25 protein-coding genes are annotated in these 25,197 nt (G+C 69.0%); 19 read left to right on the forward strand and 6 right to left on the reverse strand.

All coding sequences use genetic code 11. The annotated features are described in order from the left end of the window. Positions 1-33: 33 nt before the first annotated feature. From DIZ26_RS12990 to dacB, 3 genes are read right to left on the reverse strand one after another with little or no spacing between them, the layout of a single operon-like run. On the reverse strand, positions 34-1,206 hold the full coding sequence (locus tag DIZ26_RS12990; protein WP_112240792.1) for a winged helix DNA-binding domain-containing protein: 1,173 nt from the start codon (positions 1,204-1,206) through the stop codon (positions 34-36). A 30-nt stretch (positions 1,207-1,236) separates the two neighbouring features. Continuing rightward, positions 1,237-2,187, reverse strand: a complete 951-nt coding sequence (locus tag DIZ26_RS12995; RefSeq protein ID WP_112240794.1) for a GNAT family N-acetyltransferase — start codon at positions 2,185-2,187, stop codon at positions 1,237-1,239. 40 nt (positions 2,188-2,227) lie between these two features. Next, a complete protein-coding gene (gene dacB / locus DIZ26_RS13000) occupies positions 2,228-3,799 on the reverse strand; it encodes a D-alanyl-D-alanine carboxypeptidase/D-alanyl-D-alanine endopeptidase (RefSeq protein WP_112240796.1) in 1,572 nt (523 codons plus the stop codon). A 160-nt stretch (positions 3,800-3,959) separates the two neighbouring features. Here dacB and DIZ26_RS13005 point away from each other — a divergent pair, with 160 nt between their 5' ends. The 4 genes from DIZ26_RS13005 to DIZ26_RS13020 are packed head-to-tail and all read left to right on the forward strand — an operon-like array spanning position 3,960 to position 8,850. Then, positions 3,960-5,279, forward strand: coding sequence for a family 43 glycosylhydrolase (locus DIZ26_RS13005; RefSeq protein ID WP_112240798.1), 1,320 nt, complete (start codon positions 3,960-3,962; stop codon positions 5,277-5,279). A gap of 60 nt (positions 5,280-5,339) precedes the next feature. Beyond that, the gene (locus tag DIZ26_RS13010; RefSeq protein ID WP_112240800.1) at positions 5,340-7,469 is read left to right on the forward strand and encodes an alkaline phosphatase family protein; all 2,130 of its coding nucleotides are present in this window, start codon (positions 5,340-5,342) and stop codon (positions 7,467-7,469) included. A gap of 2 nt (positions 7,470-7,471) precedes the next feature. Next, the gene (locus DIZ26_RS13015; RefSeq protein WP_198676062.1) at positions 7,472-8,239 is read left to right on the forward strand and encodes an MBL fold metallo-hydrolase; all 768 of its coding nucleotides are present in this window, start codon (positions 7,472-7,474) and stop codon (positions 8,237-8,239) included. Continuing rightward, positions 8,236-8,850, forward strand: coding sequence for a DedA family protein (locus DIZ26_RS13020; RefSeq protein ID WP_112240804.1), 615 nt, complete (start codon positions 8,236-8,238; stop codon positions 8,848-8,850). The genes DIZ26_RS13015 and DIZ26_RS13020 overlap by 4 nt, the downstream gene beginning before the upstream one ends. A gap of 27 nt (positions 8,851-8,877) precedes the next feature. Here the strand turns inward: DIZ26_RS13020 and DIZ26_RS13025 are convergent, their stop codons facing one another. After that, positions 8,878-9,519: a TIGR03085 family metal-binding protein gene (locus tag DIZ26_RS13025; protein WP_112240806.1), complete on the reverse strand. Its 642-nt coding sequence runs from the start codon at positions 9,517-9,519 to the stop codon at positions 8,878-8,880. Between the two features lie 126 nt (positions 9,520-9,645). On the opposite strand from DIZ26_RS13025, the gene DIZ26_RS13030 reads away from it, so the two are divergent. Beyond that, a complete protein-coding gene (locus tag DIZ26_RS13030; protein WP_112240808.1) occupies positions 9,646-11,499 on the forward strand; it encodes an ABC transporter ATP-binding protein in 1,854 nt (617 codons plus the stop codon). Continuing rightward, positions 11,496-13,292: an ABC transporter ATP-binding protein gene (locus DIZ26_RS13035; RefSeq protein WP_112240810.1), complete on the forward strand. Its 1,797-nt coding sequence runs from the start codon at positions 11,496-11,498 to the stop codon at positions 13,290-13,292. Before DIZ26_RS13030 ends, DIZ26_RS13035 begins: the two co-directional genes overlap by 4 nt. Before the next feature lie 78 nt (positions 13,293-13,370). Here the strand turns inward: DIZ26_RS13035 and DIZ26_RS13040 are convergent, their stop codons facing one another. Continuing rightward, positions 13,371-13,658: a Fe-S cluster assembly protein HesB gene (locus DIZ26_RS13040; RefSeq protein WP_112240812.1), complete on the reverse strand. Its 288-nt coding sequence runs from the start codon at positions 13,656-13,658 to the stop codon at positions 13,371-13,373. A 118-nt stretch (positions 13,659-13,776) separates the two neighbouring features. On the opposite strand from DIZ26_RS13040, the gene DIZ26_RS13045 reads away from it, so the two are divergent. Further along, positions 13,777-14,643 (forward strand): GNAT family N-acetyltransferase, encoded by an 867-nt coding sequence (locus DIZ26_RS13045; RefSeq protein WP_112240814.1) that lies wholly within the window; start codon positions 13,777-13,779, stop codon positions 14,641-14,643. On the opposite strand, the gene DIZ26_RS13050 is transcribed toward DIZ26_RS13045, so the two are convergent. After that, a complete protein-coding gene (locus DIZ26_RS13050) occupies positions 14,644-15,756 on the reverse strand; it encodes a dipeptidase (RefSeq protein WP_112240816.1) in 1,113 nt (370 codons plus the stop codon). It lies immediately after the preceding gene. 120 nt (positions 15,757-15,876) lie between these two features. Here DIZ26_RS13050 and hisI point away from each other — a divergent pair, with 120 nt between their 5' ends. From hisI to DIZ26_RS13110, 12 genes are all read left to right on the forward strand, one after another. Further along, positions 15,877-16,206, forward strand: a complete 330-nt coding sequence (hisI, locus tag DIZ26_RS13055) for a phosphoribosyl-AMP cyclohydrolase (protein ID WP_112240818.1) — start codon at positions 15,877-15,879, stop codon at positions 16,204-16,206. Beyond that, positions 16,203-17,699, forward strand: a complete 1,497-nt coding sequence (locus DIZ26_RS13060) for an anthranilate synthase component I (protein ID WP_112240820.1) — start codon at positions 16,203-16,205, stop codon at positions 17,697-17,699. Before hisI ends, DIZ26_RS13060 begins: the two co-directional genes overlap by 4 nt. Further along, positions 17,699-18,229, forward strand: coding sequence for a Trp biosynthesis-associated membrane protein (locus DIZ26_RS13065; protein ID WP_112240822.1), 531 nt, complete (start codon positions 17,699-17,701; stop codon positions 18,227-18,229). The genes DIZ26_RS13060 and DIZ26_RS13065 overlap by 1 nt, the downstream gene beginning before the upstream one ends. Positions 18,230-18,282: 53 nt before the next feature. Next, the gene (locus tag DIZ26_RS13070) at positions 18,283-18,546 is read left to right on the forward strand and encodes an HGxxPAAW family protein (RefSeq protein WP_232828300.1); all 264 of its coding nucleotides are present in this window, start codon (positions 18,283-18,285) and stop codon (positions 18,544-18,546) included. Between the two features lie 15 nt (positions 18,547-18,561). Then, positions 18,562-19,368 (forward strand): indole-3-glycerol phosphate synthase TrpC, encoded by an 807-nt coding sequence (trpC, locus tag DIZ26_RS13075; protein WP_112240824.1) that lies wholly within the window; start codon positions 18,562-18,564, stop codon positions 19,366-19,368. A gap of 123 nt (positions 19,369-19,491) precedes the next feature. After that, the gene (trpB, locus tag DIZ26_RS13080; protein ID WP_112240826.1) at positions 19,492-20,700 is read left to right on the forward strand and encodes a tryptophan synthase subunit beta; all 1,209 of its coding nucleotides are present in this window, start codon (positions 19,492-19,494) and stop codon (positions 20,698-20,700) included. Further along, positions 20,697-21,521 (forward strand): tryptophan synthase subunit alpha, encoded by an 825-nt coding sequence (gene trpA / locus DIZ26_RS13085; RefSeq protein ID WP_112240829.1) that lies wholly within the window; start codon positions 20,697-20,699, stop codon positions 21,519-21,521. Before trpB ends, trpA begins: the two co-directional genes overlap by 4 nt. A gap of 7 nt (positions 21,522-21,528) precedes the next feature. Beyond that, entirely contained in the window at positions 21,529-22,191 is a 663-nt protein-coding gene (locus DIZ26_RS13090; RefSeq protein WP_112240831.1) for an SCO family protein, read from the forward strand. Next, a complete protein-coding gene (locus DIZ26_RS13095) occupies positions 22,188-22,646 on the forward strand; it encodes a MauE/DoxX family redox-associated membrane protein (RefSeq protein ID WP_232828301.1) in 459 nt (152 codons plus the stop codon). The genes DIZ26_RS13090 and DIZ26_RS13095 overlap by 4 nt, the downstream gene beginning before the upstream one ends. Then, positions 22,643-23,329 (forward strand): DsbA family protein, encoded by a 687-nt coding sequence (locus DIZ26_RS13100; RefSeq protein WP_232828302.1) that lies wholly within the window; start codon positions 22,643-22,645, stop codon positions 23,327-23,329. Before DIZ26_RS13095 ends, DIZ26_RS13100 begins: the two co-directional genes overlap by 4 nt. Positions 23,330-23,380: 51 nt before the next feature. Next, positions 23,381-24,469 carry a prolipoprotein diacylglyceryl transferase gene (gene lgt / locus DIZ26_RS13105; RefSeq protein ID WP_112240835.1) on the forward strand — a complete coding sequence of 363 codons (1,089 nt, stop codon included), beginning with the start codon at positions 23,381-23,383 and terminating at the stop codon, positions 24,467-24,469. Further along, complete coding sequence (locus DIZ26_RS13110; protein WP_232828303.1) at positions 24,466-25,188, forward strand: VIT1/CCC1 transporter family protein; 723 nt, start codon at positions 24,466-24,468, stop codon at positions 25,186-25,188. The genes lgt and DIZ26_RS13110 overlap by 4 nt, the downstream gene beginning before the upstream one ends. Positions 25,189-25,197: the final 9 nt, after the last annotated feature.

A 25,197-nucleotide genomic window follows, 5' to 3' on the forward strand; every position in this document is an offset into this window, starting at 1 on the left:
GCGGACCGCGACCACCCCGGCGAGGAAGTCTGTCTACTCCGCGAGCGCGGCCTTCATGGCCGGCGTCGAGTACGGCGTACCGATCCGTTGGCCGGCAAGCCACTGCGTCAGCCGGACCGCCTCGGCGTCGAGCGCCCGACGAGCCCGAGCCGACACCTTCTCCAGCAAGGCCACCCGGACGACGCCGTCGCCGTCCTGCACCCAGCACCCGACCACCCGGCCGTCGACCCACGCCGTCGTACCGGCGTTGCCACGGATCTCGAAGATCTGCTCGCGATGCGGCCCGAGGTAGAAGTCGCGCCCTTTCCAGCCCATCACGGTCGGATCCAGCACCGGCAGCAACGCCACCCACGGACCCGGATCGCGAACCTCGTCGAGATCATCAGCCAGAAGCCAGCCGGTCGCACCACCGTCCAGTGAGACCTCGACAGCATCGAGCGCCTGAAGCGCAGTTCGTACTGCGGACTTGGTGGCGCCGAGCCACCAGACGAGATCGTCCTCGGTCCCGGGACCGAACGAGTGGAGCCACCGGCGTACCAGTTCTCGATAGCCGTCGGTCGCGGACGGCGGTGGCGGGGGCGTCGCTCCGAGCCAGCGGTCCATCAGCGTCCACCGGTGGCGCGAGGTGAACCAGCGGCCGGTGTTCACGCCGCGGACGATCTCGCCGGACAGGCTCAGCAACGTCAGGACTCCGGACGCCGTGAACGTCTGCCCTGCCGAGAGCTCCACCTTCACATCGATCATCGGGACCGCGGCCCGAACGTCGGCGGTCGTGCAGCCATCAGGAGTGGCGGCCAGTAAGGCGAGAAGCTGGGTCCGGGCCTCCTTGAGCCATTGTTCGCCGTTTGTGGTGAGGCCGACTTTGACGACACCTTTGGCGATCCGCGCACGTTCGGCAGTGGCGACCCGGGCGGAGGCGCTGCTCCACACATGCGGGAGCAGGTCGCGGGGGAACACGAACAGCGTGCGCCGCATCGCCAGTTGCTTCACCAGGCTGCGGTCTTCGTACAGCGCGCGGTCCAGGTCCGCGAGCTCGAAGCCGTCGACGCGGGCCCCGCACGACAAGTAGACCGAGGCAGCTTCCGTCGCGTGGAGCGCGGTCATCGCCTCGGTTGCCGCTTCCGGAGTCTTGACGCGGAACGGTGGCGCCAGCGCATGTCTGACGGCGAGGCGGGCGCGGCGTTCGTCGTCCGTCACGTGGCGCATGGCAGCCATGCTTCCAGACGGGGCCGACAACTACCGGGGTGTCAGCGTGCGGCGCCAGACGTCGGTGATCACCTTCGGGCGCATGCCGACGCCGAGATAGAGGTGAAGTGCGGGGGTGGGGTTGGAGCTGTCCACGTGCAGGATCGTGCCGGCTCGGCCCGCGGCTTGGTCGACGGCGAAGGCGTCCTTGAGCAAGAAGGTGGCGAGACCGCGGCCGCGTGCCTCGGCGAGGACGGCCAGCCGGCCGACGTACCCGCAGTTCTCGGACGAGACGAAGTTGTCGTTGCACTCGCGCATCGCGATCGGCCGGCCGTCGAGTTCGAGCACGGTCACCTGCGACCAATCGAAGGTGGGTCGTGCCTCCCGGGACGCCACCCACTCGTCGTACGGGCGGGGTACGGAGGTGGGTTGGTCGGCGAAGGCTTCGGCCAGGACCTGGTGGGCCGCTCGCCGGGTCGCGTCGTCGAGCGCCCCGCGCCGGACCGCGATCCCCGGCGGGACCGGCGGCGCCTCGACCGGACCCTGCGGCCTGATCTCCATCCGCTGAATGGTGGTGCCGAGTTCGAACCCTCGCTCGGCGGCCAAGCCCGCGAGCACCTTGTCGTCACGCAGGACGGCCACGCCCACGATGACCTCGCTACGGCCGATGGCCTCGGCCTGCTCGTGGGCCCGCTCGGTCGCGGTGTCCAGTAGCCACCCCGCGACCGCCGGGTTGTCGGCGGTGACATCGAGGTCGATCCGGCCTCCGAACCGGCTGGCAGTGCCGGTCCCGACCAGTTCGGTCCCGTCGAAGACCGCCCAGCTGTCCCGTTCCAGCTCGTGCGCGGGATCGCTCAGGAACCCGGTCACGTCCTCCAAGCTGTGCTTGGGAAAACCCAGCAGCTTCGAGGTATACGCACCCATCTGGGCAGTGATCGCTTCGACGTCGGTCAGCTGGATCGGGCGCACGGTGAATTGGCCCGGCGGGAGCGCGGCGGTCATTGCCCCAGCGTGGGGAAGGACCGCCGCGCTGTCCAACGGATTAGCAGGCCTTGACCCATTCGCCGCAGTTGTCGGCGGCGGTTCGGGAGAGGTTGGGTTTGATGGCGGTGACCGTCGCCTGGTCGGTCCACGAGGCGAGGAGGACGCCGACGGCGTCTTCGACCGAGCGCGGGCTGCTCAGGTAGTTGTTGCTGATCATCGAGAACACCAGCTTGCGGCCGTCCTTGGTGGTCACGTAGCCCGAGAGGGCGGTGACGCCGGTGAGGGATCCGGTCTTGCCGTGCAGGTTGTTCGCGGCGGGGGTGTTGGCCATCCGGCTGCGCAGGGTGCCGCCGACGAAGCGGTTCGGGTTGCCGGCGATCGGCAGGGCGTCGTACCACTGCTGGAACCAGGGCTCGTGCTGGGCGGCGAGCAGGATGTCGGTGACGCTCTTGGCGGTCACGTTCACCTTGCGGGACAGTCCGGAGCCGTCGGACAGCCTGATCTTGCTGGTGTCGACACCGACGCTCTGCGCGTAGTTGGTGACGACGTCGAGGCCGGCCGACCAGGTCCCGCTCGCGGCGGCCACCGCGCCCATCGCCTTCACCAAGGTCTCCGCGTGCATGTTGTTGGAGAGCTTGAGGAACGGCGTCATCAGTTCGCCGACCGTCATCGACTCGTCGCGTGCCAGCCGGCGAGCGGTGGCCGGAGTGGCCGACGGACGGATGTGGCCGTCGACGCGGATGCCCTGGGCGGTCAGCGCCCGGCGGAACACGTCCGCGGCGTACAGCTCCGGCTCCCAGACGGTGACCCATTCCTGGCCGACGGCGGCGCCGGCCGGGACAGAGCCGGTGACCCGGACGATGTTGGTGCCGTGGTCGCGCTCGATGTTCAGGGTATTGGCGGAGCCGGCCGCGCCGGTCGTCGCTGTGTTGACCAGCTTGATCACGTCGTTGGCCGGTACGAGGGTGAGGTTCACCGGCGACCCGACCGTTGCACCGGGCCGGCTCTCGACGATCGCCGTACCGGAGTCGTAGTCGGTGTTCGGAGCGAGCGTGAGCGCGGAGATCTGGGCGCTGTAGTAGAACGGCTCGTCGTCCCAGGCCCAGCTGTCACCGAGGCGGACCTTGTCGAAGTACGTGTCGTCGGCGATCAGGTCACCGTCGATCCGCCGGATCCCGGCCTTGGCGAGCTGCTGGGCGAGTCCGACGTAGTCCGACTCCAGCGCGGTCGGATCGCCGAAGCCCTTCAGGTAGAGATCGCCGCGCAGCTTCCCGGCCGTGACCGGGGCTGTGGCGAGGGCGTCGGTGTGGAAGCGGTAGTCGGCGCCGAGCGTGTGCATCGCGGCGGTGGAGGTGAACAGCTTGGTGTTCGAGGCGGGCAGCAGCCGGGTGCCGCCGTCGTGGTCGTACAACGTCTCCCCGGTGGTCGCGTCCCGGACGACGAGACCGACCTGCGACCCGTCGTACCGCGGATCCTGCAGCAACTTGTCGAGTTGCTGCTGCAACGGCGTGGCCTGTACGGCGGCCGGGGCAGGCGCTCCCACGGACTGCGTGACCAACCCGGCGGTGGCCGCGACGGCGGCGGCGACTGCGACCAGCCCACGTGACGACACTCTTGGTAAGAACTTCACGACGAACTCCTAGGCTTCAGGCGGAAACCAACTACGCACGGAGTCTCCACCGCCAGAGCGCGGCGGTCCAGCATTTGACCGAATTCGAAAGTCTCGCATTCCAGGTGAATCGATGGAAAAGTTGGTGGCACAGGTTCCGCCCCACCTGAGGAGTGCTTCGATGACCAGACGATTGCTCGCCGCCGTCACCGCGGCGATGACGCTACTGAGCGTGCTCACGCCCGCCCAAGCCGCAGTACGGGACGTGCAGAAGACGACCGCGGCGGTGTTCCCGGCCGACGTGATCGCGGAGGACTTCCCGGATCCGGACGTGTTCCAGAAGGACGGCACCTGGTACGCGTACTCGACCAACAGCGGTCGCGGGAACGTGCCGGTTGCCACGGCGCCGGCAGCCGACGGACCGTGGACGATCCGCGGCGACGCGATGCCGGCCGGCCCCTCCGCGTCCTGGGCGCAGCCCGACCGCACCTGGGCGCCCGACGTCTACCCGAACCCCGACGGCACCTTCACCCTCACCTACACGGCCTGGCACAAGTCGTCCGGCCTCCAGTGCATCGGCGTCGCCACCGCGAGTTCCGCGCTCGGCCCGTTCACGCCGGTCGGCACCCAGCCGCTGATCTGCCCACTCGACCTCGGCGGCGCGATCGACCCGAACACCTTCGTTGCGAACGACGGCACCCGCTACCTGGTTTGGAAGAACGACGGCAACGCGATCGGCAAGCCGTCAACGCTGTGGCTGACCCGTACTGCGAACAACGGCACGACCCTGGTCGGCGGCAACACCGCGATGCTCACGTCGAGTGGGGTGATCGAGGCGCCCGACCTGGTCCAGCGCAGTAGCCAGTACGTGCTGTTCTTCTCGGGGGGCGGCTACAACGACTGCAACTACCTCACGTCGTACGCGACCTCGCCCAGCCTCAGCGGGCCGTGGACGACCGCGTATCGCCCGCTGATGACCACGGCGACCTTCGACAACCACATCTGCGGTCCAGGTGGCGCCGACTTCAACAACGACGGCAAGGTGTTCGTCCACGGCTGGGCGAACGGCTCCCGGCACCTGTACGTCGCAGACGTCGGCTGGGCGAACGACTACCCGGTGGTCCGGGGCAGCCGGGTCCGGACCGAGGCCGAGCGCGGCACGCTGAACCACTGCGTGGTCCGTACCGGAGCGGCGGGTGCGTCCGAGGGAGCCGTCGCGGCCTACATCGACTACGCGGATTCATGGGTCGAGGTCTCCTTCCTGGCTCCGACCGCGGGCGGCTACACGCTCTGGGTCGGGTATGCGAACGGGATGGGATCTACCTCCAGCCACGGCGTGGTTGTCAACGGCAACAGTCAGGGAGAGGTCAACTATCCGGTCACCGGCTGGGACAACTGGCAGCAGACCGCAGTACAGATCACGCTGAACGAAGGCTGGAACACCGTCCGTTTGACCAAGGGCAACCTGTACGCCGAAGTGGACTACCTCGAGCTGCAATGAGCATCGCCCCAGTAGGCTCGGTCCGGAACCACACTGCTCACGGGGAGTCCGGACCGCCTGATGGCAAAACCACCAGAACAGCTCCCCGGTGACCGGCCGCGCCGCCGGTCGCCGGGCTGGCTCGATCTGCGCCGCACCACTCGCGGGTTGCAAGCGATGTTCTACGGAGCGCTCGCCTCGCTGATCTCGTTGGTGATCACGTTCTGGACACTGCCGCAGATCAGCAGCAACGGGCGGCTCCCGATCCTGCGGCTGGTGGTGCTGCTGGCGGTGATCGGGCTGGTGATGCGCTGGATCCTGGCCGGTGTCGCGATCCTGATCGGCTCGGTCGGCGTCCTGATCGGAGGTCTGCTTTCGCAGTTCTGGGTGGTCTACCTCGGCGTCACGATCGATCCGGGGGTGCAGCTGCACGGCGGCGTCGAGGCGCCGGTGCTGGTGTCGATCGTGATGTCCTCGGTCAGCGCGTTCGTCGGCTGGCTCGCGTACGCCGGCAGTGACGACGCCTACGTGTCCGAGGTGATGCGGGTCGTCCGTCGCCGGGCCCGCCGGCTGCAGCCCGCGCCGAAGACCGGGATGCTGATCATCCAGCTCGACGGGTTGTCCGCGCCGCTGCTCAACTGGATGGTGATGTCGGGCAACCTGCCGCACCTGGGTGGCTGGATCCGCGAGGGCAGCCATTCGATGATCGGCTGGCATACCGGCGTACCGGCGACCACTCCGGCCAGCCAGGCGGGGATCCTGCACGGTGGGTCGGGGCAGATCCCGGCGTTCCGCTGGTACGAGAAGGAAACCAGCCGGGTGATGGTGACCAACCGGGCCCGCGACGCCGCCGAGATCGAGGCCCGGATGTCGACCGGCCGCGGCCTGCTCGCCGACGGCGGGGCGAGTATCAGCAACAACTGGTCGGGCGATGCCGAGCGCTCGGTGCTGGTGTTCAGCCGGGCCGCGCTGCCGAACGGCCGCAGTCGTGGCTACGTCCGCTTCTTCTCCAGCCCCCAAGGTGCCGCCCGCGGCCTGGTGCTGTGCGTGGGCGAGATGATCAAGGAGCTCCACCAGGCGCGCCGGCAGCGCCGCCGGAACCTGGTCCCGCGGGTCACCCGCGGCGGCTCGTACATCTTTCTGCGAGCCATTTCGAACGTGCTGCTGCGCGACCTGAACGTCTCGCTCATCACCGACGAACTGGTCAAGGGCACGCCGGTGATCTACTGCGACTTCGTCGACTACGACGAGGTCGCCCACCACGCCGGCCCGACCCGGCCGGAGTCCCTGCAGACTCTCGAAGGGCTCGACCGGGTGCTCGGGGCGCTGAAGCGGATCATCGACACGCTGCCGCACTCGTACGAGATCGTCATCCTGTCCGACCACGGCCAGAGCCAGGGATCGACCTTCCTCCAGCGGTACGGACGGACGTTGACCCAGGTCGTCGACGATCTCGTCGACACCACCAAGGAACCGGTCGCCGCGACCGGCCGATCCGAGGGCTGGGGACCGGTCAACGCCTTCCTGACCGAGCTGAGTCTGCGGCGCAGCGTGGCAGGCAGCGTCACCCGCAAGGCCCTGCACGGCAAGGCGTCGCGCGGTGAGGTCGAGCTCGGCCCGAAGGACTGCGAGCCCCCGGTCGCCGCCGATGAGCAGATGGTGGTCACAGCCTCCGGCAACCTCGCGCTGATCTATCTGGCGACCACACCCGGCCGGGTGCCGTTGGAGGAGATCGAACTGCTGCACCCCAGGCTCATCCCGGGACTCGCGACGCATCCGGGGATCGGGTTCGTCGTGGTCGACTCGCTGGCCGAAGGGCCGGTGGCGGTCGGGCGGGCCGGGGTGCACGTGCTCCGGTCCGGACGGATCGAGGGGATCGACCCGCTCACGGCGTACGGCGACCATGCGGCCGCCTCGATGCTGCGGCAGGCCGAGATGCCGCACAACGGCGACATCGTGGTGATCAGCCGCGTCGACGAGTACACCCAGGAGGTGGCGGCCTTCGAGGAACTGGTCGGCTGCCACGGCGGAATCGGCGGCTGGCAGACCGAGGCGATGCTGGTCCACCCGCGCCGGTTCGTCGTCGACGAGGCACCGGTCGGCTCGGACGCCGTGCACCACCTGCTGATCGGCTGGCTCGAACAACTCGGCCATCGCCGCTTCGAGGCCACCGAGGAACTGGCGCCGACCGATGCGACCGTGGAGGCCTGAGCGTGCGGATCACCTGGTGGGGGCACGCCACCACCACCATCGAGGACAACGGCACCCGGTTACTCACCGATCCGGTGCTGACCTCGCGGATCGCCCATCTCCGCCGTCGCCGCGGCCCGTCTCCGCTGCCGGAGGCCGGCGACTGCGACGCCGTCCTGATCTCGCATCTGCATGCCGATCACCTGCATCTCACCTCGCTGCCGCTGGTCTCGCCCGATGCCGCCCTGGTCGTACCGCGGGGTGCCGCGAAGCTGATCCAGCAGGACTGCGGGAAAGACATCGCTGACCGCTGCATTGAAGTTGCCGCGGGCAACCAAGTGCGGATCGGTGGACTGGACATCACCGCCGTGTCGGCTGCGCACGACGGCCGTCGGCTGCCCTGGTCGGCACACGAGGGACCGGCGCTGGGCTACCGCGTCGAGGGCAGCCCGAGCGTGTGGTTCGCGGGCGACACCGACCTGTACGACGACCTGGCGGCCGAAGCCGGCCCGGTGGACCTGGCGCTCGTCCCGGTCGGCGGCTGGGGACCCTCACTCGGCCCCGGGCACCTCGACCCGGTGCGGGCTGCGGAGGCGGTACGCCGGGTGGGTGCACGGATCGCCGTACCGGTGCATTTCGGGACGTTCTGGCCGATCGGGTGCGACTGGCTGAAGCCGGAACTGTTCCTGCCGCCGGGTTCGCGGTTCAAGGCAGCGATGACGGCACTGGATCCGGAGGTGCGGGTGGAGTTGCTGGCGCCGGGGGAGTCGACCGAGGTGGTTCATCGATGACGGGTGACGATTTCGGCTGGCTGTACCTGGCCGCGCTCGCCGGGGCGGTCCTGATCGGCGCGGTGCTGCCGGTGCTGCCGACCGGGGCGGCTGTCTCCGCGGGCGCCGTACTGGCTTCGCACAGCAACCCGATCGGGCTGGTCGGCGTACTGATCGCGGGTGCGGGCGGCGCCTATGCCGGCGACCTGATCGTGTACGCCGGGTGCCGCGCGGGTGGGGAGAGGCTCGCCAAACGGATCGGCTGGCTGCGCGACAACGCGTCGCTCGATGCGCTGCGAGAGCGGCTCGCCGAGCACGAGATCACCGTCTTGCTGACGTCGAGGCTGATCCCGGGCGGCCGGGTGCCGGTGTTGCTGGCGGCCGGGCTCGCCGGGTATCGCTGGCATCGGTTCGCAGTGGTGGATCTGGCGGCGTCGTCGCTGTGGTCGGCTGTCTACATGGCGATCGGGTTGCTGGGCTATGCGCTGTTCGACAAGCCTTGGCAGGGCGTGGTGGCGGCCATCGTGCTGGTGCTGCTGACCACGGTGATCAGCAGCTTGATCCAGCGACTCCGGAAGAAGTCCGCCGCGGGGAGGCAGCCGACCATCGAACCGGCCACCGACGCGGACTGACGCCGAACGCTTCAGGCGCCGAAAACTTCAGACGCCGAACGACGCGGTCCTGAGGCGTTCGACGGTGGCCGGGTCGCCGCTGAGCTCGACCTGGGCGACCGCTTGGCGGCCGAAGCAGAAGAGGACGAGCTCGGCGGGTTCACCGGTGACAGTGACCGAGCCCTCGGCGGTCGGCTTCTTCGCGACCGACTCGGTGCCGTCCGGCAGCCGTAGTACGAGACCGCTCGGGGCCTTGCGGGTCATGGTCTTGGCGGCCAGCCGGACGGCCTTCCACAGACCTTCCTGCTGACCGGCCGGCAGGTCGCGGACGGTGTAGTCGGGGACGGCGCGGCGGACGTCCTCGTGGTGGACGAAGTACTCGGTGGTGTTGAGGTTGTGGCCCAGGCCGGGGATCGAGTAGATCGTGAACGCGGGCGGCCCGGTGCGGACCTTGTCGACGACCTCGGTGAACGAGTACTTCGCCTTCGCGCGGGCCATCCGCCGCTCGGTGGTGTCGGACAGCGCCGGAATCATGATCCCGGGACCGGCCAGCGGATCGGCCTCCCGGACGTGCAGGTGGACCGCGAGGTCGTACGTGGTCCACCCCTCGCACAGGGTCGGCTGATCAGGGCCGACCGCCTCGAAGAGATCACACAGTGCAAGTCGCTCTACCCGGCTGTAGTCGGTCACAACTCGATCGTAGTTGTCGGTTCCGAATGGCAGACTGAAAATCTCTTCCGCTGAAAATGTATTGTCAATCGTTGTCAGTCCTCTGGCTGGCTATGCCCCTGACAGTGCCGTCGTAAGGATGTTCGCGTGCCGTTGCCGAAAGTTCCCACCAAGGGGAGTGTGACCCGGCGCGGGTTCGCGGTCCTGCGGGTCGCGATCTGGGAGGAGCCGTGGGTCTTCGCCTTCTCGGTGCTGGCCAGCGCGCTGTACGGCGCGATGACGGTCGCCGACGGCTGGGCGCTCGGCTGGTCCACCGACCACGTGATCCGGCCGGCTCTGGAGCGCGGTGACACCACGTTCGGAGCGGTCGCGTCGCTGGTCTCGCTGTTCCTCGGCATCGCGGTGCTGCGTGCGATCGGCGTGGTCGGCCGGCGGGTCGGGGCCGGCGTCATGCAGTACCGGCTGCAGGCGACGTACCGGCAGCGCGTCACCCGGCAGTACCTGAAGCTGCCGCTGGAGTGGCACCACAAGCACCCGACCGGCCAGCTGCTCTCCAACGCGAACGCCGACGTCGAGTCGACCTGGTATCCGATCGCGCCGCTGCCGATGGCCGTCGGCGTGATCGCGATGCTCGCCTTCGCCACGGTCGCCATGTTCGCCGCCGACCCGTGGCTCGCGTTGGTCGGCTGCTTGGTGTTCCCGATGGTCTTTGTGGCGAACGTGATCTTCCAGCGCACGCTGCAGCCGCTCGCCACCCGCGCACAGGAGCTTCGCGCGGCCGTCTCCGAGGTGGCGCACGAATCGTTCGACGGTGCTCTCGTGGTGAAGACTCTGGGCCGGGAGGCGGCCGAGACCGAGCGGTTCAAGACGCCGACCTTCGCCCTGCAGGATGCCAACATCGCGGTGAACCGAGCGCGCGGCGCGTTCGACCCGGTGATCGAGGGGCTGCCGCGCATCGGCGTACTGCTCGTGCTGCTGGTCGGAGTCGGCCGGGTGCGATCAGGCGCGGCCGATGCGGGTGACGTGGTCCAGGTGGCGTTCTTGTTCACGCTGATCGGGTTCCCGATCCGGGCGCTGGGCTGGGTGCTCGGTGAGCTGCCGCGGTCCGTGGTCGGCTGGGACCGGGTGCAGCGGGTGCTGACTGCCGAGGGCGGGATGGAGTACGGCGAGGCGAAGCTGACCTCGTCGGCGGCCGCCCGGCTGGACGTGTCGGCGGTTCGCTTCGGATACCTGCCGGATCGCGATGTGCTGGCCGGTGTCGAGTTCACCGTCGAGCCCGGCCGGACGGTTGCGGTCGTGGGGCCGACCGGCTCCGGCAAATCGACGATGACGACGTTGCTGACCAGGCTGGTCGATCCCGAAGAAGGCTCGATCGAGGTCGACGGCGTCGACCTGCGGACGCTGGCCCGCGGCGAGCTGGCCGGATCGGTCGCGCTGGTCGCACAGACCGCGTTCCTCTTCGACGACACGATCCGCGGCAACATCACGCTCGGCGGCGACTACGCCGACGAAGAGGTCTGGGACGCACTGCGGATCGCCCAGGGCGACGGGTTCGTGAAGTCGCTGCCGCACGGGCTCGACACGAAGGTGGGCGAGCGCGGTACGACGTTGTCCGGCGGCCAGCGGCAGCGGATCGCGTTGGCCCGTGCGCTGGTACGCCGACCGCGGCTGCTGATCCTCGACGACGCGACCTCGGCGGTCGACCCACAGGTGGAGGCACGGATCCTGGCCGGGCTGCGGACCGCAGTACAGGGGTCGGAGGCGGCGACGACCGTGCTGGTGATCGCTTATCGCAAGGCGACGATCTCGCTGGCCGACGAGGTGTTGTTCCTCGACGAGGGCCGGATCGCCGACCACGGGTCGCACCTGGAGTTGCAGGAGCGGTCGGCGGCGTACCGGGAGCTGGTGGACGCGTACGAGAAGGATGCGGCGCGCCGTGAGGAAGAGGCCGAACTGGCCGCCGAACTGAACGATCTGGACTCGGAAGGAGCATCCGCGTGAGCGCCGCAGAGGCCACCCGGCTCGACCATGGCGACGAGGCCGGCGGGCTGGAGACGCTGCGCCAGGGACTGCGGGTGTCGCCCGAACTCGCGCGCGGCTGGTGGATCACCGGGTTGCTCGCGCTGACGATGACCGCCGGGCGGATCGTCGTACCGATCGCTGTCCAGCAGACGATCGACAAGGGGTTGTCGGGGCCGGGCGGTCCGGACATGTCGTTCGTGGCGTGGATGTGCCTGGTTTGCTTCGGCGGCGTGCTGATCACGGCGGTCGCGTCGTACTTCACCACCGTGCGGCTCGCGACGAACTCCGAGCGCGGGCTCGCGACGATGCGGATCAAGGCGTTCCGGCACGTGCACGACCTGCCGGTGCTGACCCAGAGCACCGAGCGCCGGGGCGCGCTGGTCAGCAGGGTGACGTCCGACGTGGACACCGTGTCGCAGTTCCTGCAGTTCGGTGGGTTCATCTTCTTGGTCAGCCTCGGGCAGATGCTGCTGGCAACGGTCGTGATGTTCGTCTACTCGTGGCAGCTGGCGCTCGTCGTACTGGTCTGCTTCATCCCGCTGTTCGCGTCGTTGCGGTTCCTGCAGGCCCGGATGTCCGCGGCGTACGGCGTGGTCCGGGCGAAGGTCGGCGAGATGCTCTCCGCGATCGCCGAGCCGGTCGTCGGTGCGCAGGTGGTGCGCGCGTACGCGATCGAGCGGCGGACACAGCAGCGCATCGACGCGTCCATCGAGGAGTTCCGGAGGACCTCGACGCGGGCGCAGGCGATCACCGGGATCACCTTCTCCATCGGTGGTCTCGCGGCCGGGCTCGCGAACGCGGGTGTGTTGACGGCCGGTGTGCTGCTCGGCGTCGGCGGACATGCGACGCTCGGCGAGATCCTGGCCTTCATGTTCCTGGTCGCGCTGTTCTCCGACCCGGTCCAGATCGCGACGCAGGTGCTGACCGACGCGCAGAGCGCCTTCGCCGGCTGGCGCCGCGTGCTCGGTGTCATCGCCACGCCTGCGGATGTCGTCGACCCGGGCGCGGACGGCGTCACGCAGCAGCGTGGACCGATCATGATCGAGTTCGACAGTGTCGATTTCGCTTATCCAGAAGGGGAACTGGTACTGCGGGATGTCTCGGTGCGGCTCGAACCGCATCGGCGGGTGGCTGTCGTTGGGGAGACGGGTTCGGGCAAGACCACGTTCGCCAAGTTGCTCACGCGGTTGATGGATCCGACCTCGGGCGCCGTACTGCTCGATGGCGTTGATGCGCGGGAGATCGCGTTCTCGTCCTTGCGTGAGCGAGTCGTGATGGTGCCGCAGGACGGGTATCTCTTCGACTCGTCGCTGGCCGACAACGTCCGGTTCGGGCGGCCCGAGGTGACGGACGCCCAACTGCTCGCGGCCTTCGAGTCGCTCGGGCTGACGGACTGGCTCGAGTCGCTTCCCGACGGACTGGATTCGCCCGTGGGCCAGCGCGGTGAGTCGTTGTCGGCGGGGGAGCGGCAACTGGTCGCGCTCGTGCGGGCGAACATCGCTGATCCGGACCTGCTGGTGCTCGACGAAGCGACCTCGGCGGTGGACCCGGGGACCGAAGTACGGGTGAACGCCGCACTCGAACGACTGATGGCCGGCCGGACCTCGGTGATCATCGCGCACCGGCTGTCGACCGCCGAGGCCGCGGACGAGATCCTCGTCTTCGACGACGGCCGGGTGGTGGAGCGAGGCCCGCACGCCGACCTCGTCACCGCCGGCGGCGTCTACAGCCACCTCCACGACAGCTGGATCGCCCAACGCTCATCCAGCTGAACAAGCACTCAGCCACCTGAACAAGCAGGACCCCGCCCCGCGCAGTACTGCGCGGAGCGGGGCCGTGTGTTGATTCGCTCAGGAGGGCTGGGGTACCAGCAGGAACTCGACCCCGCCCTTGTCGTCCACCGCCGCGTCGAGGATCTTGTCGTCCAGCGCCCCGGCGGCGTTCTCTTCCAGGAACACCCGTGCTCCGCTGTTCTCGACCACCTGGTCCCCAGGCTGCGGCGCGTCGGTGGTGGTCACAGCCAGCGAGGGCTCGGCCGGATTCTCCTGCGAGATCCGGACCCCGGCACCTTCCGGAGCACCTTCCACCCCCGTGATGCTCTTGATCACCAGAGTGGCGTTCTCAGTCAGGGTAAGCACAACAACTCCTAGCCTCGTTTTCACTGAGTCAGCCCCGTGCCCCTTCCCCCAACCCCCAAACATCCCCGCCGCGAAACCCGGGTGCGGGGGGAGGTGGGGGTGGTGTGGGATGGGGGGTATGACGATTTGGTTGGGGACGCCGTCGGTGGATGGGCTGGCGGGAGTTGCGGCGACGCTGGCGGAGTGGCAGGCAGGGGCGTCGGAGGTGCAGTTGCATCCGGGGGATCTCGGCTGGTTCTGGCGGTTCGGTGCGGAGCGGACCGCGGCGGCGACGCGGGTCTGGCAGCGGGACGGGGGCATGGTCGCGATCGGGTTGCTGGACGAGCCTGATCTGCTCCGCCTGGCGATCGCGCCCGACGCGCTGGAGGACGACGAACTGGCTCAGCAACTCGTCGAGGACCTGGTCGACCCGGACCGCGGCGTACTGATCGAGGGGCGGGTGTACGTCGAGTCGCCGACCGGCGCCCGGGTGAAGGACCTGCTGGCGAAGGACGGGTGGATCGCCGACGAACCGTGGACACCGCTGCGGCGCGATCTCGCGGCGCCGGTCGAGGAGTGCGGTCTGGCGATCGAGGTGATCGGGCCGGAGAACGCGCCGGTCCGTACGGCGGTGCAGCGCGCCTCGTTCGACGGGTCGACGTTCACCGACGAGCGCTGGCACGCGATGGCGGCCGGTGCGCCGTACGCCGATGCGCGCTGCCTCGTCGGCAGGGATGCCCACGGCGAGCCGGTCGCCGCGGTCACCGTCTGGTCGGCCGGTCCGGGCCGGCCCGGGTTGCTGGAGCCGATGGGCGTTGACCGGGACCACCGCGGCAACGGGTACGGCCAGGCGATCACCCTCGCCGCAGCCGCCATGCTCCGCGAGCTCGGCTCCTCGAGCGCGGTCGTCTGCACCCCGAGCTTCAACGTCGGCGCCGTGGCCACCTACCGCGCCGCGGGCTTCGAGGCCCTCCCCGAAACCCGCGACCAGGTCCGCGACAGCTGACTACCCGGCGGCCTCGTCGGCGTCCCGCAGGACGCGCAGGATGTTGCCGCCGGCAAGTTTCACCAAGTCCTCGTCGCTCCAGCCACGGTCGGCAAGGGCGTAGAACAGGGACGGGTACGACGCGACGTCGGGCAGGCCGGTCGGGAACTCGGGGCAGCCGTCGTAGTCGCCGCCGAGACCGATGTGGTCCACGCCGGCCACCTCCCGGACGTGTTCGACGTGCGCCACCACGTCCTCCAGGGTGGCCTGCGGCTTCGGCTTGTCGTACGCCTCGGCCAGTTTGCGCTGGTCGGCCGGGCGGAGCGGGTCGAGGTCCAGACCACCGGTGGCCTCGCGAGCCTCGGCGACCCAGTCGACGAAGGGCTGGGAGACGAAGTACGGGACGAAGGTGACCATGCAGACGCCGTCGTTCGCCGCCAGGGTCTGCAGCACGTCGTCGGGCACGTTCCGCGGTACGTCGCAGACCGCGCGGGCCGACGAGTGGCTGAAGATCACCGGCGCGCTGGTGACCCGGAGCGCGTCGCGCATGGTGTCCGCCGAGACGTGCGAGAGGTCGACGAGCATTCCGATCCGGTTCATCTCGCGGACGACGTCCTCGCCGAAGTCGTTCAGACCGCCCAGCACCGGTTCGTCCGTGGCCGAGTCGGCCCACGGCACGTTGTTGTTGTGGGTGAGCGTCATGTACCGGACGCCCAGCGCGCGCATCACCCGCAGTACGGGCAGTGAGTTGTCGATCGAGTGGCCGCCCTCCATCCCCATCAGGGAGGCGACCTTGCGGTCCTTGAACGCAGCCTCGACCTCGTCCGCGGTATCGGTCAGCGCGAGCGCGTCGGGGAACCGGGCGACCATCTTCTGGACGAAGTCGATCTGCTCCAGCGTCCGCTTGACGGCGTGCTCGTCGTCGGGCACCCACAACGACCAGAACTGCGCGCCGACCTGGCCGACCCGCAGCCGGGGGAGATCGGTGTTCAACGCCGGTACGCCGACGCTCAGGTCGTGCGCGTCCAGGTCGTACTCGCACAGTTCGTAGAACGCGATCGGCAGATCGTTGTGCCCGTCGATCAGCGGATTGTCCTGCAACAGACCCTGTACCCGGGCAACACTCGTCGTCATCCGGCCATCCTGTCAGGACCCCGTCCGTCCGGACCACCCCCGCGTGGTCAGGAGTGTCGGCGGGATCGGCGAGAATAAGGGCGGAAGGACAGCGCGGTCGAAGACCGAAAGGACAGCTTGGTGAGCATCGAGGATCTGCGGTTCGACTCGGCCGGACTCATCCCCGCCGTGGTGCAGCAGCACGACACCCGCGAGGTGCTGATGGTCGGCTGGATGGACGCCGAAGCGGTCCGCCGTACTGCGAAGACCGGCTGGAGCACGTTCTGGTCGCGCAGCCGCCAGGAGTACTGGGTGAAGGGCGAGACGAGCGGCCACCGTCAGCAGGTCAAGCAGATCCTGGTCGACTGCGACGCCGACACCCTGCTGGTCCTGGTCGACTCCGACGGCCCGGCCTGTCACACCGGCACCCGCAGCTGCTTCGAACACGGCGAGATCGAGGTCACCGCATGAGCGTCAGCACCCCCGAGCTGGAGACCTTCCGGGAGTACGCGAAGGATCGCCGGGTGATCCCGGTGACCCGGCGCCTGCTGGCCGATGCCGAGACGCCGATCGGTGTCTACGGCAAGCTCGCCGCCGAGCGCGAGGGCACCTTCCTGCTGGAGTCCGCGGAGAACGGCGGCGTCTGGTCGCGGTACTCGTTCATCGGTGTCCGGTCGGCCGCGACCCTGACCGAGCGCGACGGCGAGGCCGTTTGGACCGGCAACCCGCCGGTCGGCCTGCCGCAGACCGGTGACCCGCTCAAGGCGCTCCGCGAGACCCTGGAGATCCTGCACACGCCCCGGCTGCCCGGCCTGCCTCCGTTGACCGGCGGCATGGTCGGCTTCCTCGGGTACGACGCGGTCCGCCGGCTCGAGCGGTTGCCCGACACAACGACCGACGACCTCGGCCTGCCCGAGCTGACGTTCCTGTTCGCGACCGACCTGGCCGCGCTCGACCACGAGACCGGCGAGATCTGGCTGATCGCGAACGCGGTCAACTGGGACGACTCCGACGAGCGCGTCGACGAGTCGTACGCCGATGCCGTCCGCCGCCTCGACGCGATGGAGCGCGACCTCGCCCGGCCGACCCCGTCGTACGTCGTACAGGCCGATCGGCAGGCGCAACCGGATCCGCATCGGCAGCGGTCGAGCGCGGAGTACAGGGAGGCCGTCGAGACCGCCAAGGAGGAGATCCGGGCAGGCGAGGCGTTCCAGATCGTCGTCTCGCAGCGGTTCGAACTGCAGACCAAGGCGAGCGCGCTCGACATCTACCGGGTGCTGCGCAGGTCCAACCCGAGCCCGTACATGTACCTGGTCCGCCTGGACGGCTTCGACATCGTCGGCTCCAGCCCGGAGGCGCTGGTGAAGGTCACCGACAACAAGGTGATCCTGCACCCGATCGCCGGCACCCGGCCGCGCGGCGCGACGCCGGAGGAGGACCACGCGCTCGAGGAAGAGCTCAAGGCGGACGCCAAGGAGCGCGCCGAGCATCTGATGCTGGTCGACCTCGGCCGCAACGACGTCGGCAAGGTCTGTGTCCCGGGCAGCGTCGAGGTGATCGACTTCATGGACGTCCGTCGCTATAGCCACGTGATGCACCTGGAGTCGACCGTGACGGGCCGGCTGGCCGCGGGGAAGACCGCGTTCGACGCACTCACCGCCGCCTTCCCGGCCGGCACGCTGTCGGGTGCGCCGAAGCCGCGCGCGATGGAGATCATCGACAAGCTCGAAGTCACCCGGCGCGGTGTGTACGGCGGGGTCGTCGGTTACCTCGACTTCGCCGGTGACGCCGATACCGCGATCGCCATCCGTACGGCGGTGCTTCGCGGCACCACCGCCTACGTCCAGGCCGGAGCGGGCATCGTGGCCGACTCCGACCCGGCCTCGGAAGACGCCGAGTGCCGAACCAAGGCAGCCGCGGTACTGAACGCCATCGCCGTCGCCGGAACGTTCGCCGAGATCTGATGCGTCCACAACGACTGGTCGACCTGCTGACCCTGGTAGCCCTTGTATTGCTGGCACTCTCGGGCTACCTCACCTGGTCGAAGGCCGACCCCGGCAGTGGCCGCCCGAAGGTGAACTTCAGCGGCTACACGGTTTCGCACGCCCCGGTGACGCTGGCCCTTGCGGCTGTGGTGGCCGTGATCATCACGAAGCTCGCCGGTACGGCGTTGCGCCGGGTGATCTCTGGCCTGCTGGTCTTCATGGGCGCCGCGGCGATCGGCGTTGCCCTGCAGGTGCGGCCCAACGCAGGCGAGTTGAGCAGGCTGCGGCCCGAGCTCAGCCAGGCGGTGACCGACCACGTCGTACTGAGCACCGGACCGGCTCCTTGGCTCGCCCTCGCGGGCGGTGTGGTGCTGTTCGCGGCCGGCGTGATCGCAGTACTGACGGCACACAGTTGGCGGCGGCCGACCGCGCGCTACGAGCGTGATCCGGCCGCGACACCGGCCGATCAGTGGAAGGCGATCGACGCGGGTGAGGACCCGACGATCTGAGTTCGGCGGGGTACCGCCACAATAGGACGGGACGACAACGAGGAGTGGCGCCAATGGTGGACAATACGACCGCGGATCAAGCAGCGACTTACGAGAGCGAAGAAGCTCACGCAGGCGGCCTGCACGGCAGTACTCCGGCGGCCTGGACCGCTGTGGTGATCGTGCTCGTCGGCTTCACCCTCGGTGCCATCGCGATGGTGATGGGCCCGAACTGGGTGCTGTTCTGGATCTCCGCCGCGATCGCCGTGGCCGGTGGTCTGGTCGGCAAGGTGATGCAGCTGCTCGGCTTCGGTGCCAAGTCCAGCGACCACCACTGACGGACGGACCACGACATGACTGTGCTTGACGACATTCTCGCCGGGGTCCGGGAGGACCTCGCGGAGCGCCAGGCGCGGGTCAGCCTGGACGACCTGAAGCTGGAAGCGCAGCGCAAACCCGACGCCAAGGACCCGATGCCGGTGTTCCGTGGCGACGGGATCGCGATCATCGCGGAGGTGAAGCGGTCCAGCCCGTCCAAGGGCGCGCTGGCCGACATCGCCGATCCGGCCGCGCTGGCCTACGAGTACGCCGAGGGCGGTGCCGCCGCGATCAGCGTGCTGACCGAGCAGCGCCGGTTCGGCGGCAGCCTCGAAGACCTCCGCGCGGTTCGCGGCCGGGTCGACGTACCGGTACTGCGCAAGGACTTCATCGTCTCCTCCTATCAGCTCTGGGAGGCGCGCGCGGCCGGCGCCGACATGGTGCTGCTGATCGCCGCGGCGCTGGAGCAGGAGGCCCTGGTCTCGCTGATCGAGCGGGCCACGTCGATCGGCCTGACCCCGTTGGTCGAGGTGCACGACACCGAGGAGACCCTGCGTTCGGTGGACGCGGGAGCTCAGCTGATCGGCGTCAACAACCGCAACCTGAAGACGCTCGAGGTCGACCGGGACACCTTCGCCCGGGTCGCGCCGTCGATCCCGACCAACCTGGTCCGGGTGGCGGAGTCCGGTGTCCGCGGGCCGCATGATGTAATCGAGTTCGCGCGCGCCGGGGCCGATGTCGTCCTCGTCGGTGAAACCCTGGTGACCGGCCGCGATCCGCGCGCCTCGGTCGCCGATCTCGTCGCTGCGGGATCGCACCCCGCCATCCAGCAGCGTCACTAGACGTCTCCTCCGCTTTCCTTCCCTTCCTTGGTTCGATGAGAAAGGGAAGGAAAGCGAGGGAGCTTTGAGACGTGGTTTCCTCCGCTCCGGTGGCGGAAACCGTGCACTGGAAGGCGATTGACCATGACTGCTGTGCTTCCTGACCAACTCGGGCACTTCGGCCGCTTCGGCGGCAGGTTCATGCCGGAGGCGCTGATCGCGCCGCTGGACGAGCTCACGAAGGCCTGGCAGGAGGCGATGGCGGACAAGGCCTTCACCGACACCTTCGAGCAGATGCTCCGCGAGTACGCCGGTACGCCGAGCCTGCTCTACGACGCGACCCGGCTGTCCGAGGTGGCCGGGGCCCGGATCCTGCTCAAGCGCGAGGACCTGAACCACACCGGCGCACACAAGATCCGCAACGTGCTCGGCCAGGCCCTGCTCACCAAGCGGATGGGCAAGACCCGCGTGATCGCCGAGACCGGCGCCGGCCAGCACGGCGTCGCGACGGCCACGGCCTGCGCGTACCTGGATCTCGAGTGCGTCGTCTACATGGGCGAGGTCGACACCGAGCGGCAGGCCCTCAACGTCGCTCGGATGAAGCTGCTCGGCGCCGAGGTCATCCCGGTCAAGACCGGCAGCCGGACGCTGAAGGACGCCATCAACGAGGCCCTGCGCGACTGGGTCGCCAGCGTCGACAACACCCACTACCTGCTCGGTACGGCGGCCGGCGGCCACCCGTTCCCGGCGATGGTCCGCGACTTCGTCCGCGGCATCGGCGACGAGGCGCGCGCCCAGTCGCTGGAGCTCCTCGGCCGCCTGCCCGACGCGGCGATCGCCTGTGTCGGCGGCGGTTCGAACGCGATCGGCCTGTTCGCAGCGTTCGTCCCCGATGTCGACGTGAAGCTGTTCGGTATCGAGGCCGGCGGTGACGGCTACGAGACGGGCCGGCACGCTGCGACGATCACGGCCGGCCAGATCGGCGTACTGCACGGCGCCCGGTCCTACCTGTTGCAGGACGAGGACGGACAGACGATCGAGTCGCACTCGATCTCGGCGGGCCTGGACTACCCGGGGGTCGGACCGGAGCACTCGTGGCTCGCGGAGACCGGGCGCGCGGCGTACCGGCCGGTGTCGGACGCGGACGCGATGGAGGCGTTCCGGTTGCTGGCCCGGACCGAAGGGATCATCCCGGCGATCGAGTCGGCGCACGCGATCGCCGGCACGCTGGAGATCGCCAAGGAGCTCGGCCCGGAGGCAACCCTGCTGGTCTGCCTGTCCGGCCGCGGCGACAAGGACATGGACACCGCCGGCACCTGGTTCGGCCTGATCGACGCAGAGGGCAGCAAATGAGCGAGTTGGTTGCCATCGGCAACGCAGGGGCGGCGATCCGGAAGGCCAACGACGAAGGCCGGGCCGGGCTGGTCGCGTACCTGCCGGCCGGCTACCCGACCATCGCCGGCGGGGTCGACGCGATCAAGGCGCTGGTCGACGGCGGCGCCGACGTGATCGAGATCGGCCTGCCCTACAGCGACCCGGTGATGGACGGCGTGACGATCCAGCGCGCCGCCGAGATCGCGCTCGCTCAAGGACTGCGGACGCGCGACGTACTCAGCACGGTCGAGCAGGTCGCCTCGTACTCCGAGGTGCCGGTGCTCGTGATGACGTACTGGAACCCGATCGAGCGGTACGGCGTGGACCGGTTTGCGGCCGATCTCGCGGCCGCCGGGGGAGCGGGCCTGATCACGCCCGACCTGATCCCCGAGGAGGGCGCCGAATGGATCGCGGCGGCCGACAAGAACGAACTGGACAAGGTGTTCCTGGTCTCGCCGTCCTCGACCGACGACCGGATCGCCCTGACCACGGCGAACTGCCGCGGCTTCGTCTACGCCACGGCTGTGATGGGTGTCACCGGCGCGCGGGACCAGGCGTCCGACCTCGCCGCACCGCTGGTCGCCCGGACCAAGGCAGCGACCGGGATCCCGGTCGGGGTCGGTCTCGGGGTGTCCAACGGCGACCAGGCGGCGGGCGTCGCGGCGTACGCCGATGCGGTGATCGTCGGCTCCGCCTTCGTGAAGGCGCTCGACGCGGGCGGCGCGGCCGGCGTACGGGAACTGACCGAAAGCCTGGCCGAAGGCGTCCGCCGGGAACCCCGCACCTTCGCCAACCGTTAGAGCGAGCGTGAGTCGAAACCGGAACGCGGCCCTTTTCTTCGCCGCGGTGGCTCTGCTTGCCCTGGTGGGCTGCAGTGGCGGTCAGAAACAGACGGCGGACAACCCCGGCGGAGCGATCATCCGTACGCCGGCCGGTGATCCGAACGGGTTGCGTGGGGCAACCTTGGACCGGCCGTACGCGTTGCCGGCCAAGTCGCTGACCGACACCGACGGCAACGAGTTCAACCTGGTCACCTCGACGAAGAAGCCGGTCACGCTGGTGTTCTTCGGCTACACGAACTGCCCGGACGTCTGCCCGACCGTGATGGCCGACGTGGCGTCCGCGCTGACCAAGCTCGATGAGCCGACCCGCAAGCAGGTCCAGTTGCTGTTCATCACCACCGATCCGGCGCGTGACACCGGGCCGGTGATCCGCAAGTACCTGGACCGCTTCGACCCGTCGTTCACCGGGCTGACCGGGACGCTGCCGCAGATCAAGGACATCGCGAAAGCGGTCGGCGTACCGGTCGAAGGGATGCAGAAGCTTCCCTCGGGTGGGTACGAGGTCGGCCACGGCGCGCAGGTGATCGGCTTCGGCGCGGACGACAAGGCCAACGTGCTGTGGTTGTCCAACGCGTCGATCGGTGACCTGTCGCACGACTTCGGCAAGCTCGTCGCGGACAACCAGTGAAGGTTTGGCTGTCCCTGGTCGCCCGGCTGGTCCTGGGCGGCGTGATGGTGGTGGCCGGCGCACTCAAGGTGCCCGATCCGGAGACGGCGACCCAGGCCGTTCGCGCCTACGAGTTGCTGCCGGCCTCGCTGGACGCTCCGGTCGGGCTGATCCTCCCGTTCCTGGAGATCGCGATCGGACTGTTGCTGATCGTCGGTTTCGGGGTCCGCTGGGCCGCGTTCGCCGCCGGTGTCTTCATGGTGGTCTTCATCGCCGCGGTGTCGTCGGCCTGGGCTCGCGGCCTCGCGATCGACTGCGGCTGCTTCGGCGGCGGCGGTCAGGTCGCACCCGGCCAGACGAAGTACCTGCAGGAGATCCTGCGGGACGTCGGACTGCTGGCGCTCGCGGGGTGGCTGTGGTTCACGCCGCAGAGCAAGTTCGCACTCGAACCGTCTACAGGAGTCGTCGCGCCGTGAGTAACCCGTTGTTGCAGGAGAGGCGCCGGCGGATCTCGCCCGGCATCGTCGTGGTCGTCGTCCTGGTGCTCGCCATCGTCGCCGCGGTCGGTGTCGACTACTGGCGCAAGCACTCCAAAGTCGAGGTGACGGCGAACGGCCGGCCCGAGCCCGCCGTGATCACCGGTCCCGGTACCGACGGCAAGGGCATCACCATCGGCAAGACCGGCGCCAAGTCGAACATCGACCTGTACCTCGACTTCCGCTGCCCGCACTGCGAGGAGTTCGAGACCGCGACCGGTGCGACGCTGGACAAGCTGGTCGAGGACGGGACGGCGACCATCACGTACTGGCCGCTGGCGTTCGTCAGCCCGGAGGACTCGCCGCGACTGGCCAACGCCTTCGCCGCCTCGGCCGCGAACGGCAAGGCGCTCAGCTTCGTCGACGCGGTCTACGGCGACTTCTCCAAGGCCTGGACCACCGACCAGTTGATGCAGCTCGGCACGCAACTGGGGATCAACGACGCGAAGTACCAGGCCGCGGTGAACGGCAACAGCTACGCCGGCTGGCTCGACTCGATCTCGAACGCCTCGACCGACCGCAAGGTCACTGGTACGCCGACGGCGTTCGTCAATGGCAAGCAGGTGGACCCCGGCAAGATGACGCCGGACGGCATCAAGGCCGCAGTCGAGTCTTCATCGTGACCGGCCGTCGGTGGTCGCGGTGAGGGCGGTCGAGTAGCGTGCATCTTTGCCATGTCTAGTCAGCTTCCCGCCGTGGTCGTGCCGGCATTCATCCCCAGTCCCAGCCAGGGTGTCTGGCACCTCGGTCCGTTGCCGTTGCGCGCGTACGCGATCTGCATCCTGATCGGCATCTTCGCCGGTTACTGGCTCGGCCGGAAGCGCTGGGTGGCCCGGGGCGGCTCGCCCGAGGTGCTCGCCGACATCATCATGTGGGCGGTGCCGTTCGGGCTGGTCGGGGCGCGGATCTACCACGTGATCACCGACAACGAGCTGTACTTCGGCGAGGGCAAGCACCCGATCGACGCGCTGAAGATCTGGCACGGCGGGCTCGGCATCTGGGGCGCCGTCGCCTTCGGCGCACTCGGTGCGTGGATCGCCTGCCGCCGGCACAAGGTGCCGTTCCTGGCCGTCGCGGACGTGATGGCGCCGGGGGTCGCGCTCGCCCAGGTGGTCGGCCGGTTCGGCAACTACTTCAACCAGGAGCTCTTCGGCAAGCCGACGACGCACTGGTGGGGTCTCAAGATCGACGTCGCGCACCGGCCGGAAGGATACGTCGACTTCGCCACCTTCCACCCGACCTTCCTGTACGAAGCGATCTGGAACCTCGGCGTCGTCGCACTGGTGATCCTCGTCGACAAGCGCTACAAACTCGGCCACGGCCGCGCCTTCGCCCTGTACGTCGCCGGCTACACCGCGGGTCGCGCCTGGATCGAAAACCTCCGCATCGACACCGTCAACCACTTCGCCGGCCTCCGCCTGAATGTGTGGACAGCCCTCATCCTGTTCGTCCTGGCGGTCGCCTACCTGATCATCACCACCCGCACCAACCCCGGCCAGGAAGACGTCGCCACCCCGGTTCCCGCCCCGGACGGCTCCGAGCCCGTCCCGGGTGACGAGGACGTCGTCATCGTGGGCGAGTCCGAGATCTCCGATGACGACGTCCCAGCTGGTTCTGCTGAATCTTCGGACGAGGACGACAAGGCGAAGGTCGACGCGAAGGTGACTTCCGAGCCGCCGACCGAAGCTACACCTGCGCCCTCGTCTTCCTCCTCGTCCTCGTCCCCGGAGGAGGGGTCGTCGAAGGTTGACGGGGGATCGTGACCGACGCTCAGGTTTCTGCGGAACATTCCGGGGACCACACGCATCGGGATGTGACCGGTGGGTGGTTGCGGCCGGCGGTGTTCGGGGCGATGGACGGGCTGGTGTCGAACTTCGCGCTGATCGCCGGGATGGACGGCGGTACCGAGTCGGGTTCGAAGTTCATCATCCTGGCCGGCCTGGCCGGGCTCGCGGCGGGCGCGTTCTCGATGGCGGCGGGGGAGTACACCTCGGTCGCCTCCCAGCGTGAACTCGCCCGCGCCGAGATCGAGGTCGAGCGCCGCGAGATCCAGCGCCACCCCGGCGACGAGGAGCGCGAACTGTCGGCGACGTACCAGCAGAAGGGTCTCGACCCAGAGCTGGCCGACCAGGTCGCCAAACAGTTCCACGCCAACCCGGACCAGGCGCTCGAAGAACACGTCCGCGAGGAACTCGGCCTCGACCCCAACGACCTTCCGTCCCCGGTCGTGGCCGCGTCGTCATCGTTCGTCTGCTTCGCCGTCGGCGCCCTCATCCCGCTCCTGCCGTACCTGCTCGGCGCGGGCGACGTGATCCCGTCGCTAATCCTGTCGCTCACCGCCCTGTTCATCTGCGGTGCCGTCGTCAGCCGCGTCACCACCCGCTCCTGGTGGTACTCCGGCCTCCGCCAACTCCTCCTCGGCGGCGCCGCCGCAGCCCTCACCTACGCCGTAGGCACCCTGGTAGGCCCCGGCATCGGCTGACCCCGGCCT

This window comes from Kribbella monticola (genome assembly GCF_003261635.1).
GTDB classification, from domain to species: domain Bacteria; phylum Actinomycetota; class Actinomycetes; order Propionibacteriales; family Kribbellaceae; genus Kribbella; species Kribbella monticola.

Excerpts from the sequence above, each read along its gene's own strand:
- trpC (WP_112240824.1), top strand. The coding sequence starts at position 18,562 with ATGACTGTGCTTGACGACATTCTCGCCGGGGTCCGGGAGGACCTCGCG.
- trpB (WP_112240826.1), top strand. The coding sequence starts at position 19,492 with ATGACTGCTGTGCTTCCTGACCAACTCGGGCACTTCGGCCGCTTCGGC.
- DIZ26_RS13060 (WP_112240820.1), top strand. The coding sequence starts at position 16,203 with ATGAGCGTCAGCACCCCCGAGCTGGAGACCTTCCGGGAGTACGCGAAG.
- DIZ26_RS13045 (WP_112240814.1), top strand. The coding sequence starts at position 13,777 with ATGACGATTTGGTTGGGGACGCCGTCGGTGGATGGGCTGGCGGGAGTT.
- DIZ26_RS12990 (WP_112240792.1), bottom strand. The coding sequence starts at position 1,206 with ATGCGCCACGTGACGGACGACGAACGCCGCGCCCGCCTCGCCGTCAGA.
- DIZ26_RS13070 (WP_232828300.1), top strand. The coding sequence starts at position 18,283 with ATGGTGGACAATACGACCGCGGATCAAGCAGCGACTTACGAGAGCGAA.
- DIZ26_RS13050 (WP_112240816.1), bottom strand. The coding sequence starts at position 15,756 with ATGACGACGAGTGTTGCCCGGGTACAGGGTCTGTTGCAGGACAATCCG.
- DIZ26_RS13010 (WP_112240800.1), top strand. The coding sequence starts at position 5,340 with ATGGCAAAACCACCAGAACAGCTCCCCGGTGACCGGCCGCGCCGCCGG.
- DIZ26_RS13020 (WP_112240804.1), top strand. The coding sequence starts at position 8,236 with ATGACGGGTGACGATTTCGGCTGGCTGTACCTGGCCGCGCTCGCCGGG.
- trpA (WP_112240829.1), top strand. The coding sequence starts at position 20,697 with ATGAGCGAGTTGGTTGCCATCGGCAACGCAGGGGCGGCGATCCGGAAG.
- DIZ26_RS13005 (WP_112240798.1), top strand. The coding sequence starts at position 3,960 with ATGACCAGACGATTGCTCGCCGCCGTCACCGCGGCGATGACGCTACTG.
- DIZ26_RS13065 (WP_112240822.1), top strand. The coding sequence starts at position 17,699 with ATGCGTCCACAACGACTGGTCGACCTGCTGACCCTGGTAGCCCTTGTA.
- DIZ26_RS12995 (WP_112240794.1), bottom strand. The coding sequence starts at position 2,187 with ATGACCGCCGCGCTCCCGCCGGGCCAATTCACCGTGCGCCCGATCCAG.
- lgt (WP_112240835.1), top strand. The coding sequence starts at position 23,381 with ATGTCTAGTCAGCTTCCCGCCGTGGTCGTGCCGGCATTCATCCCCAGT.